The organism is Actinacidiphila glaucinigra (assembly GCF_900188405.1).
Classification (GTDB): domain Bacteria; phylum Actinomycetota; class Actinomycetes; order Streptomycetales; family Streptomycetaceae; genus Actinacidiphila; species Actinacidiphila glaucinigra.
In genome coordinates this window covers 1-14265 of sequence record NZ_FZOF01000038.1, presented here as the reverse complement: position 1 = coordinate 14265, position 14265 = coordinate 1, and the positions used below count along the sequence as shown (strand labels likewise).

General features: G+C 73.0%; 14 protein-coding genes and 1 pseudogene. 3 read left to right on the top strand and 12 right to left on the bottom strand.

Going from position 1 to position 14265, the window contains the following annotated elements; translation table 11 throughout:
* Positions 1–387: 387 nt before the first annotated feature.
* The 8 genes and pseudogenes from CHF15_RS39865 to rimP all read right to left on the bottom strand — a co-directional run.
* A pseudogene (locus CHF15_RS39865) lies at positions 388–588 on the bottom strand (galactokinase); the annotation flags it as partial.
* Between the two features lie 172 nt (positions 589–760).
* Complete coding sequence (gene truB, locus CHF15_RS39860; RefSeq protein WP_089228835.1) at positions 761–1642, bottom strand: tRNA pseudouridine(55) synthase TruB; 882 nt, start codon at positions 1640–1642, stop codon at positions 761–763.
* Complete coding sequence (gene rbfA / locus CHF15_RS39855) at positions 1639–2139, bottom strand: 30S ribosome-binding factor RbfA (RefSeq protein WP_089228834.1); 501 nt, start codon at positions 2137–2139, stop codon at positions 1639–1641. Before rbfA ends, truB begins: the two co-directional genes overlap by 4 nt.
* A 42-nt stretch (positions 2140–2181) precedes the next feature.
* Positions 2182–2475 (bottom strand): DUF503 domain-containing protein, encoded by a 294-nt coding sequence (locus CHF15_RS39850; RefSeq protein WP_089228833.1) that lies wholly within the window; start codon positions 2473–2475, stop codon positions 2182–2184.
* Between the two features lie 144 nt (positions 2476–2619).
* Positions 2620–5763 carry a translation initiation factor IF-2 gene (gene infB, locus CHF15_RS39845; RefSeq protein ID WP_089228832.1) on the bottom strand — a complete coding sequence of 1048 codons (3144 nt, stop codon included), beginning with the start codon at positions 5761–5763 and terminating at the stop codon, positions 2620–2622.
* A gap of 154 nt (positions 5764–5917) precedes the next feature.
* On the bottom strand, positions 5918–6199 hold the full coding sequence (locus CHF15_RS39840) for a YlxR family protein (RefSeq protein ID WP_089228831.1): 282 nt from the start codon (positions 6197–6199) through the stop codon (positions 5918–5920).
* Between the two features lie 78 nt (positions 6200–6277).
* The gene (gene nusA, locus CHF15_RS39835; RefSeq protein WP_089228830.1) at positions 6278–7264 is read right to left on the bottom strand and encodes a transcription termination factor NusA; all 987 of its coding nucleotides are present in this window, start codon (positions 7262–7264) and stop codon (positions 6278–6280) included.
* Between the two features lie 2 nt (positions 7265–7266).
* On the bottom strand, positions 7267–7791 hold the full coding sequence (rimP, locus tag CHF15_RS39830) for a ribosome maturation factor RimP (protein ID WP_089228829.1): 525 nt from the start codon (positions 7789–7791) through the stop codon (positions 7267–7269).
* 148 nt (positions 7792–7939) lie between these two features.
* On the opposite strand from rimP, the gene CHF15_RS39825 reads away from it, so the two are divergent.
* From CHF15_RS39825 to CHF15_RS39815, 3 genes are read left to right on the top strand one after another with little or no spacing between them, the layout of a single operon-like run.
* Positions 7940–8497, top strand: coding sequence for a hypothetical protein (locus CHF15_RS39825; RefSeq protein ID WP_245939314.1), 558 nt, complete (start codon positions 7940–7942; stop codon positions 8495–8497).
* Between the two features lie 8 nt (positions 8498–8505).
* Complete coding sequence (locus tag CHF15_RS39820; protein WP_089228827.1) at positions 8506–8952, top strand: ferritin-like domain-containing protein; 447 nt, start codon at positions 8506–8508, stop codon at positions 8950–8952.
* Positions 8953–8975: 23 nt separating this feature from the next.
* Complete coding sequence (locus tag CHF15_RS39815; protein ID WP_089228826.1) at positions 8976–9911, top strand: aminoglycoside phosphotransferase family protein; 936 nt, start codon at positions 8976–8978, stop codon at positions 9909–9911.
* 769 nt (positions 9912–10680) lie between these two features.
* Here CHF15_RS39815 and CHF15_RS39810 read toward each other — a convergent pair.
* The 4 genes from CHF15_RS39810 to CHF15_RS39795 all read right to left on the bottom strand — a co-directional run.
* Positions 10681–12369: a proline--tRNA ligase gene (locus CHF15_RS39810; RefSeq protein ID WP_245939313.1), complete on the bottom strand. Its 1689-nt coding sequence runs from the start codon at positions 12367–12369 to the stop codon at positions 10681–10683.
* Between the two features lie 70 nt (positions 12370–12439).
* Positions 12440–12973: a GNAT family N-acetyltransferase gene (locus CHF15_RS39805; protein ID WP_089228825.1), complete on the bottom strand. Its 534-nt coding sequence runs from the start codon at positions 12971–12973 to the stop codon at positions 12440–12442.
* Positions 12974–12987: 14 nt separating this feature from the next.
* The gene (locus CHF15_RS39800) at positions 12988–13833 is read right to left on the bottom strand and encodes a GNAT family N-acetyltransferase (protein WP_089228824.1); all 846 of its coding nucleotides are present in this window, start codon (positions 13831–13833) and stop codon (positions 12988–12990) included.
* Between the two features lie 132 nt (positions 13834–13965).
* Positions 13966–14265 (bottom strand): flavodoxin-dependent (E)-4-hydroxy-3-methylbut-2-enyl-diphosphate synthase (locus tag CHF15_RS39795; protein ID WP_179280188.1); only part of this gene is annotated, 300 nt, incomplete at its 5' end.

Below are 14265 nucleotides of genomic sequence, written 5' to 3'. Positions count from 1 at the left end.
CGCACCGGTGGCGCGGCCGACTTGCCGGCATCGAGCCGGATGGTGTGGGCGTCGAGTGACGCGTGCGGCAACCACCGATGTCGTTCCGATCGCTCGACAGCACCTCGAAGCACTCGCAGACGCCGGTTACGGCGGGTGCGCCCACCACCGGCAGTAGGCGTGGCAACCGGCCATCTGCACCCGCGGACGGCAACGAGACCCAGGCCCAAAGGAAAGGCGACCCGCTCCGGCGCCTGAACCGAGCCGCCCACGACCCGCACACGGCAGGCAAGCCCCGCCCCCACCCTTCCCCCTCCGCAGCCGGCGCCTTTGCGCCCGCAGGGCGCGAGACGGCGCTACAGCCGGACACGGACACCCGCACCGCACCCTGTCGACCCGGTCGTGCGCCTACACCAGCCGGCGGGCTCCCGCCGACGGCACCGCGGTGAAGACCCGCGGCTCGCGGTGACCGGCCGTGGCGAAGGCGCCGACGATCGCCTCGGCAGTCTTCTCCGCCGCGGACTCCTCCACCAGCACGATCGCCGAACCACCGAAGCCGCCGCCCGTCATACGCGCACCGAGGGCGCCCGCCTCCACACCGGCCGACACCGGACCGCTCCGGCCGTTAGTCGCCTGTACGAGGGGAGGGGGTGTGGCGGGGTGCGCCCATGGGGGTCCCCCCAGCCGAAGGCTGGGGGAGGGAGGGAGGGAGGGCGGGGGATGCCCGCCGCAGGCGCAACGCACCCGCACACAACAACGCGCCGCAAGGGGCACCCCGCGCTCAGCCCAGGTTGGCGAGAATCCTCGCCTGCCCCTCCCGCGCCTCCACCAGCGCCAGAAACTCCCCCTCCGGCCCGAACACCGCCGTCGGCACCGCCCCCAGCGACGGGGGCGCGTCCAGCCGCACCCCGTTGCCGAGCAGCCGCGCCTGGCGGTCGTCCACGTCCCACCGGGGGAACGCCGCCGCCGCGGCCTCCGCGATGGGCAGCACCGCGAACGCCTCCGTGAGCTGCTCCAGCGTGCGCGCGAGGTCGGCCCCGTAGGGCCCGACGCGGGTGCGCCGCAACGCGGTGAGGTGGCCGCCGACGCCCAGCCCGGCCCCCAGGTCCCGGGCGAGAGCCCGGATGTACGTGCCGGAGGAGCACTCGACGGTGACGTCGACGTCGACCACGTCACCGCCGTCGTGCCGCACGTGCCGGACGTCCCGCACCGCGAACGCCGACACCGTCACCGGCCGCGCCGGAAGCTCGAAGTCCTCGCCGCCACGCACGCGGGCGTACGACCGGACGCCGTTGACCTTGATCGCGCTCACCTTGGAGGGCACCTGCATGATGTCCCCGGTCAGCGGCACGATGCCAGCGTCGATGGCCTCGCGGGTGACCCCGTCCGCGGAGACCGAGGCCGTGACCTCGCCCTCCGCGTCGTCGGTGATCGTGCTCTGGCCGAGCCGGATGGTCGCCTCGTACTCCTTGCGCGTGAGCGCGAGGTGCCCGAGCAGCCGGGTGGCCTTCTCGACGCCGATGACGAGGACGCCGGTGGCCATGGGGTCGAGCGTGCCGGCGTGCCCCACGCGCCGTGTCCCGGCCAGCCTGCGCAGCCGGGCCACGACGTCGTGCGAGGTCATCCCGCCCGGCTTGTCGACGATGACAAGCCCGTCCTTCATCGGGCGCCGTCCTCCGCCTCGGTGCCGCCCTCGGCGTCGCCCTTGTCGTCGCCCTCGTGCTGGTCCTCGTCCTCGTCCTCCGCAGGCTTGCGGTAGGGGTCGGCTTCGCCGGCGTAGGAGGCGTCGGTGGCGGTCTTGCGGACCTCCTCGTCGGCCGCGCGGGCCTTGGCGAGCAGGTCCTCGATCGTGCGCGCGTTCTCCGGGATCGCGTCCGCGACGAACGTCAGGGTGGGCGTGAAGCGCACGCCGGTCTGCCGTCCGACCTCCGAGCGGAGGACGCCCTTGGCGCTCTCCAGCGCCGCCGCCGAGGCGGCCCGCTCCTCGTCGTCGCCGAAGACCGTGTAGAAGACGGTCGCCTCCCGCAGGTCACCGGTGACCCGGGTGTCCGTGATCGTCACATAGCCCAGCCGCGGGTCCTTGATCCGCCTCTGGAGCGTCTCCGCGACCACGACCCGGATGCGGTCCGCCAGCTTGCGCGCCCGCGCGGTGTCGGTCATGCGTGCTCTTCTCTCTTCTCATCACGCTTCGGTACGTGAGTGTCAGTCGTCGTCCCCGTGCACCCGCTGCCGCGCCGACAGCAGGTCCACCTCGGGACGCGAGGCCATCCAGCGCTCGCAGCGTCCGAGGACGTCCGTGATGTGCCCGGGGTCCCCGGACACGACCGCCACGCCGATCTCGGCTCTGCGGTAGAGGTCGTGGTGGTCGACCTCGGCGACGCTCACCGCGAACTTGCGGTGGAGCTCGGCCACGATCGGCCGGATGACGGACCGCTTCTCCTTCAGCGAGCGGACGTCGCCGAGAAGCAGGTCGAAGGACAGCGTCCCTACATACATGGGCATCAGGTCAAGCCGACCTGTGGGGCCTCGTCGTGAACGGTGCGAACACCGTGAACAGCAATCACCACAGTAAAGGCAACGGCCGGGGCCGATCGACGGAATTTACGCTCCGCCAACCGGCCCCGGTCACGTGTACCTCGATCAGACGCGAGGCTTCTCGCGCATCTCGTAGGTCGCGATGACATCGTCGATCTTGATGTCGTTGTAGTTGCCGAGGTTGATACCGCCCTCGAAACCTTCACGAATCTCGGTGACGTCGTCCTTGAAGCGCCGCAGACCCTCGATGTTGAGGTTCTCCGCGACGACCTTGCCGTCGCGCAGCAGGCGCGCCTTGGTGTTGCGCTTGACCTCGCCGGAGCGGATGAGCACACCGGCGATGTTGCCGAGCTTGGAGGAGCGGAAGACCTCGCGGATCTCGGCGGTGCCGAGCTCCACCTCCTCGTACTCGGGCTTGAGCATGCCCTTGAGCGCGGCCTCGATCTCGTCGATGACCTGGTAGATCACCGAGTAGTAGCGGACGTCGACGCCCTCACGCTCGGCCAGCGACGTGGCACGGCCCTCGGCCCGCACGTTGAAGCCGATGATGATCGCGTCGGAGCCCGCCGCCAGGGTGACGTCGGTCTCGGTGACCGCACCGACACCCCGGTGGAGGATGCGCAGGTCCACGTCCTCGCCGACGTCGAGCTGGAGCAGCGAGGACTCCAGGGCCTCGACCGAACCGGACGCGTCGCCCTTGATGATGAGGTTGAGCTGCTGGACCTCGCCGGCCTTGAGCACCTTGTCCAGGTCCTCCAGGCTGACCCGGCGGCGGGACTTGGCGAAGGCCGCGTTCCGCTCGCGGGCGGCACGCTTCTCGGCGATCTGCCGGGCCGTACGGTCCTCGTCGACCACCAGGAAGTTGTCGCCGGCACCCGGCACGTTCGTCAGACCGAGCACCAGGACCGGGGTCGAGGGGCCCGCCTCGTCGACGGTGTTGCCGGTGTCGTCGAGCATCGCCCGGACACGGCCGTACGCGTCGCCGACCACCATGGTGTCGCCGACCCGCAGGGTGCCGCGCTGGACCAGGACGGTCGCCACGGCGCCGCGGCCGCGGTCGAGGTGGGCCTCGATCGCGATGCCCTGGGCGTCCTGCTCCGGGTTGGCGCGCAGGTCGAGCGCGGCGTCCGCGGTCAGGACGACGGCCTCCAGGAGGCTGTCGATGTTCAGGCCCTGCTTGGCGGAGATGTCGACGAACATCGTCTCGCCGCCGTACTCCTCGGCCACCAGGCCGAACTCGGTCAGCTGACCGCGCACCTTCGTCGGGTCGGCGCCCTCGACGTCGATCTTGTTGACCGCGACCACGATCGGCACGTCGGCCGCCTTGGCGTGGTTCAGCGCCTCGATCGTCTGGGGCATGACGCCGTCGTTCGCCGCCACCACGAGGATCGCGATGTCGGTGGACTTGGCACCACGGGCACGCATGGCGGTGAACGCCTCGTGACCGGGGGTGTCGATGAAGGTGATGGCCCGGTGCTCGCCGTTGACCTCGGTGGCCACCTGGTAGGCACCGATGTGCTGGGTGATGCCGCCGGCCTCGCCCGCGACCACGTTGGTCTTGCGGATCGCGTCGAGGAGGCGGGTCTTGCCGTGGTCGACGTGACCCATGACGGTCACGACCGGCGGACGCGCGACGAGCGCTTCCTCGCCGCCCTCGTTCTCGCCGAACTCGATGTCGAAGGACTCGAGCAGCTCGCGGTCCTCCTCCTCCGGGCTGACGATCTGGAGGGTGTAGTTCATCTCGTCGGCGAGCAGCTGCAGCGTGTCGTCGGAGACGGACTGGGTCGCGGTGACCATCTCGCCGAGGTTGAGCATCACCTGGACGAGCGACGCCGGGTTGGCGCCGATCTTCTCGGCGAAGTCGGTCAGCGAGGCGCCACGGGAGAGGCGCACGGTGTCGCCGTTGCCGCGGGGCAGCAGCACGCCGCCCACGGACGGGGCCTGCATGGCCTCGTACTCCTGGCGCTTCGCGCGCTTCGACTTGCGGCCACGGGCCGGACGGCCACCGGGGCCACGGCCGAAGGCACCCTGTGTGCCACCGCGTCCACCCGGACCACCGGGACGACCGCCGAAGCCGCCGCCACCGGGACGACCGGCGAAGCCACCGCCGCCGCCACCGCCGGCACCGCCACCGGGACGCGGGCCGCCGAAGCCGCCGCCGCCACCGGGACGGCCTGCACCGCCACCGCCGCCGGGACGACCGGCGAAGCCACCGCCGCCGCCGGGACGGCCTGCACCGCCGCCGGGACGCGCGCCGGGGCCGCCGCCGGGACGACCGGGACCACCCGGACGACCCGGGGCACCGCCGGCAGCGGGACGCTGCGGCATCATGCCGGGGTTCGGACGGGGGCCGCCGCCCTGCGGACGGGGCATGCCGCCCGGAGTGGGACGCGGACCGCCGGGAGCGCCGCCGCCGGGACGGGGAGCGCCACCGGGACGCGGACCGGCCGCACCCGGCGCGCCACCGGGGCGCGGACCGGACTGACCGGGGCCGCCGGCGGGACGCGGCGCCTGCGGGCGCGGCATGCCGGTGGAACCGGAGGTGAAGGGGTTGTTGCCCGGACGGGGACCGGCCGGACGGGCCGCGCGGTCACCACCGGGACGGGGCGCACGCTCGCCGCCGGGGCGCGGGGCACCGCCGGGGCCACCCTGGCCACGGCCGCCGTCGCGCTGGCCGGGACCGGCCGGACGCGCGCCGGGACGCGGGCCCGGGGCACCGGGACGGCCGGCGGCGGGGCGCTCGGCCTGGGCCGGACGCTCCTGGGCCGGACGCTCCTGAGCCGGACGCTCCTGAGCCGGGCGCTCCTGGGCCGGGGCGGGGGCCGGCGGGGCGGAGAACTCCGCCTGCGGCACCGGGGTGACCGGCGCGGGCTTGGCCGGGGCCGGCTTGGGACCCGGGGTCGGGCGCGGGCCCGGAGCGGGCGCGCCACCGGCGGGCTTGGGAGTGGGGGCAGATCCCGTGGCCGGCTTCGGGGCCGGGGCAGCGGGACGGGCCGGCGCACCCGGAGTGGGGGTGGCCGGCTTTGCGGGCGCAGCCTTGCGCGGCGCCGCGGGCCTGGCAGCCGAGGGCTTCGAGGCGGAACCGCCGCCGGAACCCTGCAGTGCGTCAGTCAGCTTGCGAACAACCGGCGCCTCGATCGTCGAGGACGCCGAACGGACGAATTCACCAAGTTCTTGGAGCTTGGCCATGACGACCTTGCTCTCAACTCCGAACTCCTTGGCGAGTTCGTATACCCGGACCTTAGCCACTTCGCTCCTTCATGAGGTCCGGGGTGGTCGTCCGCCGGACCGTCGCTACTTCATGGGCGTACTCATCGCGTGCTCATCGAGTGCTCATCGCAATCTCGACCTACTTCCAACTCGCGGGGTACTGACCGCACGGTCGCCCGCACGGTCTTCCTGCCTACTCACGGTGTGCCTGCTCGACGTAACCGCGAAGATCCGCGGTGTCCAGCGTTTCCCTGGCCCGGAAGGCCCGCGGAAACGCCCGGCGGCGGACCGCCAGGTCGAGACAGACGGTGTCGGGGTGCACATAGGCACCCCGACCGGGCAGCGTACCGCGAAGATCGGGAACACATGACTCCCCGACCACCGCCACACGCAGCAGATCGCGCTTGGCCGCTCGCTCCCTGCACCCGATGCACGTGCGCTCCGGGCGTGCTGGGCCATGCGTCCGGCCAGACATCCTTAGTCTACCTCCCCGCGCCGACCTCACCCCTCCGGGTTATTCGACGCACGGTTGTTCCTCGGTCACCCGCGGGTGCTACTGCTCCACCTGCTCGGTGTCGGGCCGGATGTCGATCCGCCAGCCCGTGAGCCGTGCGGCCAGGCGGGCGTTCTGCCCTTCCTTGCCGATCGCCAGCGACAGCTGGTAGTCCGGCACGGTCACCCGCGCGGAGCGGGCGCCCATGTCGACGATCTCCACCTTGCTCACCCGAGCGGGTGACAGGGCGTTGGCGACCATCTCCGCCGGGTCGTCCGACCAGTCGACGATGTCGATCTTCTCGCCGTTCAGCTCGGCCATCACGGCGCGCACCCGGGCGCCCATCGGGCCGATGCAGGCGCCCTTGGCGTTCAGCCCCGAACGACCGGAACGGACGGCGATCTTCGTGCGGTGTCCGGCCTCGCGGGCGATCGCGGAGATCTCGACGGAACCGTCCGCGATCTCCGGGACCTCCAGCGCGAAGAGCTTCTTCACCAGGTTGGGGTGGGTGCGCGAGAGCGTCACGGACGGGCCGCGCACACCCTTGGCCACCCGGACGACGTACGAGCGCAGGCGCGTGCCGTGCTTGTAGTCCTCGCCCGGCACCTGCTCCTGCACGGGCAGGATCGCCTCGAGCTTGCCGATGTCCACCAGCACGTTCTTGGGGTCCTTGCCCTGCTGGACCACACCGGTGACGATGTCGCCCTCGCGGCCGGCGTACTCGCCGAAGGTGATCTCCTCCTCCGCGTCCCGCAGCCGCTGCAGGATGACCTGCTTGGCCGTGGTCGCGGCGATCCGCCCGAAGCCGCTGGGCGTGTCGTCGAACTCCCGGGGCTCGGAGCCCTCGGGGGTCTCCGACGGGTCCTCCTTGGCCCACACGGTGACGTGACCGTTCGTACGGTCAAGCTGCACACGCGCGTTGCGGCGGCTCCCCGGCTCGCGGTGGTACGCGATGAGGAGCGCCGACTCGATCGCCTCGACCAGCAGGTCGAAGGAGATCTCCTTCTCCCGGACCAGACCCCGCAGGGCACTCATGTCGATGTCCACGGCTACGCCTCCTCAGTGCTCTCGTCGCCGTCAGTATCGGCACCGGCCGGGTCCTTGCGACTGAATTCGATCTCCACCCGCGCCTTGGCGATCTCGCCGAAGGCGACACGGGCGGGCTTGGGCTTGCGTCCCTTGACACCCGGGACCTCCAGGTCGAGCCCTTCCTCGTCCACCGCGAGGATCCGCGCGACCAACTGCTCGCCGCCGGCCGTCGTCAACTTGACCAGCCGGCCCTCGTTGCGCCGGAAGTGACGCGGCTCGGTGAGCGGACGGTCCAGGCCCGGCGAGGAGACCTCCAGCAGGTACGCCGCCCCGCCCATGGCGTCGGCGTCGTCGAGTACCTGCGAGATCTCCCGGCTCAGCTCGGCGATCGTGTCCAGCGGGGCACCCTCGTCGGAGTCCACGATCACCTGGAGCTGCCGGCGGCTGCCCGCGGCCGTCACCTTGACCTCTTCCAGTTCGAGCCCCGTCTTCACGACGAGCGGCTCGAGCAGCGCGCGCAGCCTCTCGCTCTGGGTGGTGCTCATCCGGGTGACTCCTCGGCCGCGTGTGCTGTTGTGATGGAAGGTCGCGTGTCGGGCCAAAGCCTATCGGTTCAGGTCCCGGAACGACGATTCGGCGCCGCGGAGGGCGCCGTCACGGCCGCCGGGCGCCGCGCGGGTACCCTCACGTCAGGTGATCACGGGAAGGGGCACTGTGCCGCTCAGCAACATTCCCCGCCGGCGCGCGGTCCGCGCCGCCCTCGTCCTGCCGGCCGCGGCCGGACTGCTCGGCGGATGCTCCGACGGGACACGGCCGGAGGGGACCTCCGCGAAGGGCTCGCCGTCCGCCGACGCGAGCGTGGCGCTGCGCAGGCGGGCCGCCCGGGACAGCGCGGCACTGCTCGCGCGGTACGACGCCACGCTCGCGGCGCACCCGGACCTGGGTACGCGGCTGCGGCCGCTGCGGGCCGAAGTGGCGGGCCACGCCGAGGCGTTCGCCACGACCGGACGGGCCGCGTCGCCGTCCGCCGCGCCTTCGTCGTCGCAACCGTCGCTCTCGGCGTCGCCGTCGGCCCCGCCGTCCGTCCCCGCGCGGGCCGGGGATGCGCTGTCCGCGCTGGCGGCGGCCGAGCGCACGCTCGCCGACGCCAGGGCCGCCGCGCTCCTGGACGCGCCGCCCGAACTCGCCCGCCTGCTCGCCTCGGTGGCCGCCTGCGGCGCCGGGCACGTCCTGCTGCTCAAGGAGCACTGACCCGACCCATGGCACAGCAAGCGCTGCTCAAGGCCGTCCAGGCCGCACTCTCCGCCGAGCACGCCGCGGTGTACGGCTACGGCATCGTCGGCGCCCGCGTCGGCGGCGAACTGGGCGGGCAGGCCCAGCAGGCGTACGACGCGCACCGCGCCCGCCGCGACGCGCTGCGCCGCACCGTCGGCGACCTCGGCGGCGAACCCGTCGCCGCCGAGCCCGCGTACGCCTTGCCGTTCGAGGTGCCGGACGGTCCGGCGGCCGTGCGGCTCGCCGCGGAACTGGAGGACCGGGTCGCCGGGGTCTACGCGGACCTCGTGCGCGCCGCCGACGCCGATCTGCGCCGCGAGGCGGCCGACGCGCTGCGTGAGGCGGCGGTCCGCGCCGTGCGCTGGCGCGGGGGGAGCGTAGCCTTCCCGGGGCTGGCCGAACGCACGCGGACGGCCGCGGAGAAGGTTTAGCACCCGGAGGGACGTACCCACGCATGGCCTCGGCACCACAGCCCCAGCACCTGGAACCGCCCGAGCGGCTGGTCCGCACGGTCAGCGCCTGGGAGGGCGAGGCCGGCCGCGCCTGGCTCGCCGGCCTCCCCGAGCGCGTCGCGGACCTCCTCGCGCGCTGGGAGCTGCGGCCCGAGCGGGTGCTCTCCCCCGGCGGCCAGATCAGCATGGTCGTCCTCGTACGGCAGGCCGACGACACCCCCGCGACCCTCAAGGTCGGCCTCGTCACGGACGAGACCCGGCACGAGCACGCCGCGCTCGCCCGCTGGGACGGCCGCGGCGCGGTCCGCCTGCTGCGGGCCGAACCCGACGCGGGGGCACTCCTGTTGGAACGCCTGCACAGCGACGTGTCGCTGCGCTCGCTGCCCGAGCAGAAGGCGATGCTCGAGGCGTGCGCCACCCTGCAGCGCCTCTGGGTGCCCCCGGGCGAGGGGCACCCGTTCGTGTCCGTCGCCGAGCACACGGCGCGCCTGGCGGCGGCACTGCGGGAGCGGCGCGGGCAGCCGTACGTCCCGGACGAGGCCCGGGCCCTGGTCGACGAGGCCCTAGCGGTCCGCGACGAGCTGTGCGCGACCGCCCCCGGCGAGGCCGTGCTGCTGCACGGCGACTACCACCACGGCAACGTGCTCGCCGCGGACCGCGTGCCGTGGCTGGCCATCGACCCCAAACCGGTCGCGGGCGAGCCCGCGTACGACCTGGCGTGGCTCGTCCGCGACCGCCTCGAGACGCTGGTCGCCACGCCCGGGTCGCAGTCCGCGGCCCGGCGCAGGGTCGCGAAGCTCTCCGACTCCCTCGACGTCGACCGGGACCGGGTCCGCGGATGGGCCCTGTTCCGCGCGGTCGAGGCGGGCGTGTGGGCGCTGGCGGTCGGCGACCGCGAATCGGGCGAACTCCACCTGGAGTTCGCGACCTGGCTGTAGCTCAACCGGCCTGCGCTGCCTTCGGCCGGGGGTGCCCCCAACTCCCCCGCCCCTCCGTATCGCTGGGCGACCGACAACCGGAGGGGGGCGGTCCGGGGTTGCCGCACACGCCTTACAGAACCCCTGCGGCCGTCAGGCCCTCCATAAGGGAACGGAGCGGATCGGACCGGCGGGGCTATCGGGGCACGCGGGCGCTGATCGCCCTGCTGAGCAGCCCGTCGCCCGTGTGCGCGTTAGCGCCCTCCCTCAGCCTTCGGCGAGGGGGGCCGGCCCCACCCGGCCCGGTCAGTGGGGTCCCAAGACCGAACCCGGTTACGGACGGCCGCTCGCCGGAGGCCAGGGGCGCCCCACCATCCCGGCGCTTGCCGTACGCAGGCACCCCTGTGGGGGAAGTGCCCCCCGCCACTGGTGCGCGCACCTTCACTCGACCTGCGGCCGGGGCATCCCCCGCTGAGGGCAGCATCCAGCGGTGTGGGGAGGGGCGCACCCCATCACCCCCCTCCGGCCGTCATGCGCCCCAACAAACCGGAGGGGGTGTGGCGGGGTGCGCCCGGAAACGACGAGCGGTGCACCCGGCGCGGAATGATGTTGGGGTAAACCGCGAGCGTTGAGGACGTGCGCCGGCGCGGCACCGACCCACAAACGAATGGAGCGCAGGCCCGCACTGACCGCGCCGGGCAATCGGGAGGGCGGGCGGGGAAACCGCCCGCCGCAGGCGCAAACAACCCGCACACAACAACCGGCCGCAACCACAACCCACCCGCACCCGCTACGCGGAAACGCGGGAAACCGCCTCCGCCACCGAAAGCTCCTCCCGCTCCCCGGTCCGGCGGTCCTTCACCTCGACGACCCCATCCGCCGCACCCCGCCCCACGACGAGGATCGTCGGCACCCCGAGCAGTTCCGCGTCGGTGAACTTCACACCCGGCGAGACGCCCGCACGGTCGTCGACGATGACCCGGACCCCGGCGGCGTGCAGCTTCTCCGCGACCTCGAGGGCCAGCTCCGTCTGCAGCGCCTTGCCCGCCGCCACCACGTGGACGTCCGCCGGGGCGACCTCGCGCGGCCAGCACAGGCCCTGGCCGTCGGCGGTCTGCTCGGCGAGCGCGGCGACGGCGCGGGAGACGCCGATGCCGTAGGAGCCCATGGTGACCCGGGCCGGCTTGCCGTTCTGGCCGAGGACGTCGAGCCCGAAGGCGTCGGCGTACTTGCGGCCCAGCTGGAAGATGTGGCCGATCTCGATGGCCCGGTCCAGCTTGAGCCCGGCGCCGCAGCGCGGGCAGGGGTCGCCGGGCTCGACGGTGACGACGTCGAGGTACTCGTCGACCTCGAAGTCGCGGCCGCAGACGACGTTGCGGGCGTGCGTGTCGGGCTTGTTGGCGCCGGTGACCCAGGCCGTGCCGAGCGCGACGCGCGGGTCGGCGAGGTAGCGGACCCCGGTGAGGCCCTGCGGGCCGACGTAGCCGCGGACGAGGTCGGGGCGGCCGGTGAAGTCCTCGGCGGTGACGAGTTCGACCTCGGCGGGGGCGAGGTGCTCGGCGAGCTTGCCGAGGTCGACCTCGCGGTCGCCGGGGACGCCGACGGCGACGATCTCGCCGTCGACCTTGACGAGCAGGTTCTTCAGGGTGGCCGAGGCCGGCACGCCGAGGTGGGCCGCGAGGGTCTCGATGGTGGGGGTGTCGGGGGTGTCGACCTCCTCCAGCGGCGGGTGCGCGGCGCCCTCGACCGGGGGCACCACGGTGGTGACGGCCTCGGTGTTGGCCGCGTAGTCGCACGCGGGGCAGTCCACGAAGGTGTCCTCACCGGCCGCGGCGGGGGCGAGGAACTCCTCGGAGGCCGAGCCGCCCATCGCGCCGGAGACGGCGGAGACGATGCGGTAGTCGAAGCCGAGCCGCGAGAAGATCTTGATGTAGGCCTCGCGGTGCAGCCGGTAGGCCTCGGCGAGCCCCTCGTCGGTGGTGTCGAAGGAGTACGAGTCCTTCATCTGGAACTCGCGGCCGCGCAGCACGCCGGACCGGGGCCGGGCCTCGTCGCGGTACTTGGTCTGGATCTGGTAGAGGATCACCGGCAGGTCCTTGTAGGACGTGCACTGGTCCTTCACCACCTGGGTGAAGATCTCCTCGTGCGTGGGCCCGAGCACATAGTCGGCGCCCTTGCGGTCGCGGAGCTGGAAGAGCAGGTCTCCGTACTCGCCGGCGCGCCCGGTGACCTCGTAGTTCTCCCGCGGGAGCAGCGCGGGCAGCAGGACCTCCTGGCCGCCGATGGCGTCCATCTCCTCGCGGACGACGCGGGCGACGTTCTCCAGCACGCGCTTGCCGAGCGGCAGCCAGGTCCACACCCCCGCCGAGGAGCGGCGGACGTATCCGGCCCGGACCAGGAGCTTGTGGCTCGCGGTCTCGGCATCGGCCGGGTCGTCGCGCAGCGTCTTGAGCATCAGCCGGGACATGCGCAGGACCATGGGGCTCTCCAGGGGGTTTCGTACCGTTCCGCCGAGGATATCGAGCCGTGGCGCGCTGCCGGAAACGCGTTTACCGCGCGAGCGGGAGCGGGGCGCCCATGACCGCGTAGGGGCTGGCCGCGCTGGGGAAGTGCACGGGGCGGGCCAGGTCGGTGTAGCCGAGGGCGCGGTAGAGCCGCCGGGCCCGGCTCTCGGTGTCGATGGCGGACAGGATGCTGCGGGGCTCGTCCGCGCCGTCGGTGATGGTGGTGATGAGGGCGCGGCCGATGCCGCGGCCCTGGAAGTCCGGGTGGACGTGCAGCTCGGTGATGGTGAAGGAGTCGTCGAGCCACTCGTCGGTTCCGGTGCGCCGCAGGTAGGGCTCGACGACCGTGGACCACCAGTGGGTGCGGCTGTTGGGCATGCCGTAGACGAACCCGGTGAGCCGTCCGTCGGGGGTGAGGGCGCCGAGCGCGCGGACGCCGGGGAAGCAGAGGTGCCGCAGCACGATCTGCCGCCGGATGGCGACCTCCTCCGCGCCCAGTCCGAAGGCCACCGCCTGAACGGCCAGTGCCTCGTCCACCCGTGCCGCCAGGTCGATCGGCTCGACCGCCACGTCCTCCATGGGCGGCGACACTACTAGAACAGGACGCTCATGAAGGCGCCGACCTCGGTGAAGCCGACGCGGCGGTAGGCCGCCCGCGCCGGTGCGTTGAAGTCGTTGACGTAGAGGCTGGCCACGGGGGCCACGTCGCGCAGCGCGTAGTGCAGGACGGCGGCCATTCCGGTCTCGGACAGGCGGCGGCCGCGGTGTTCGGGGGCGACCCAGACACCCTGGATCTGGCAGGCGTGCCGGGTGACGGCGCCGATCTCCGCCTTGAAGACGACCTTGCCGTCCTCGATCCGGGCGAACGCGCGGCCCGCGCCGACGAGTTCGGCGACACGGGCCTGGTAGATCAGCCCGCCGTCACCGGCGAGCGGGGAGACGCCGACCTCCTCGGTGAACATGGCGACGCAGGCCGGCATGATCACGTCCATCTCGTCGCGGCGGACCCGCCGTACGCAGGGGTCGGGTTCGACCGTGGCGGGCAGCGCGCGGGTGACCATCAGCGGCTGGTGGGCGCGGACCTCGCGGGCCGGTCCCCAGTTGGGTTCGAGCAGCGACCACAGGGCGGAGGTGGCGGCGGAGGGGCCGACGATGGAGGAGCAGCGGCGCCCGGAGCGCAGTGCCCGCTCGGCGAAGGCGCGGACGGCCTCGGGGCCGGCGCAGATCGGGACGAGGTTGGCGCCGGCGTAGCAGAGTGCCTCGAGGCGGCCCCCGGAGTACCAGCCCCACATCTCGCCGCCGAGGCGCCAGGGGTCGAGTCCGGCGACGGCGACCCGGGACGCCACGAACGCGTTGGCCACCGGGTCGCGGTCGAGCACCGCGAGGGCGGCGTCGAGTTCGCCGGGCTCCATGACCTTGGTCGTCGTGGTCGTCAACACGTGGGGCGCCTCACCGTACGGGCCGCAGCGGTCGGGGGAAGTCCCCGAACCTTACCTCGCGAACGCGTGTTCCGCCCGGGCCCGCCCGTATCCCGGACCGCGGGGGTCCGGGACGCGGGGAGGGCCTGTGAGTCAGCTCACGGAGACGGAGGGCTCGCCGGAGGTGATGCCGTCGGCCTCCATCTGCTCGGCGAGCTTCATGGCTTCCTCGATGAGGGTCTCCACGATCTTCGACTCCGGCACGGTCTTGATGACCTCGCCCTTGACGAAGATCTGCCCCTTGCCGTTGCCCGAGGCCACCCCCAGGTCCGCCTCGCGCGCCTCACCCGGGCCGTTGACGACACAGCCCATCACCGCGACCCGCAGCGGAACCTCCATGCCCTCCAGCCCCGCCGTCACCTGGTCCGCCAGCTTGTACACATCCACCTGCGC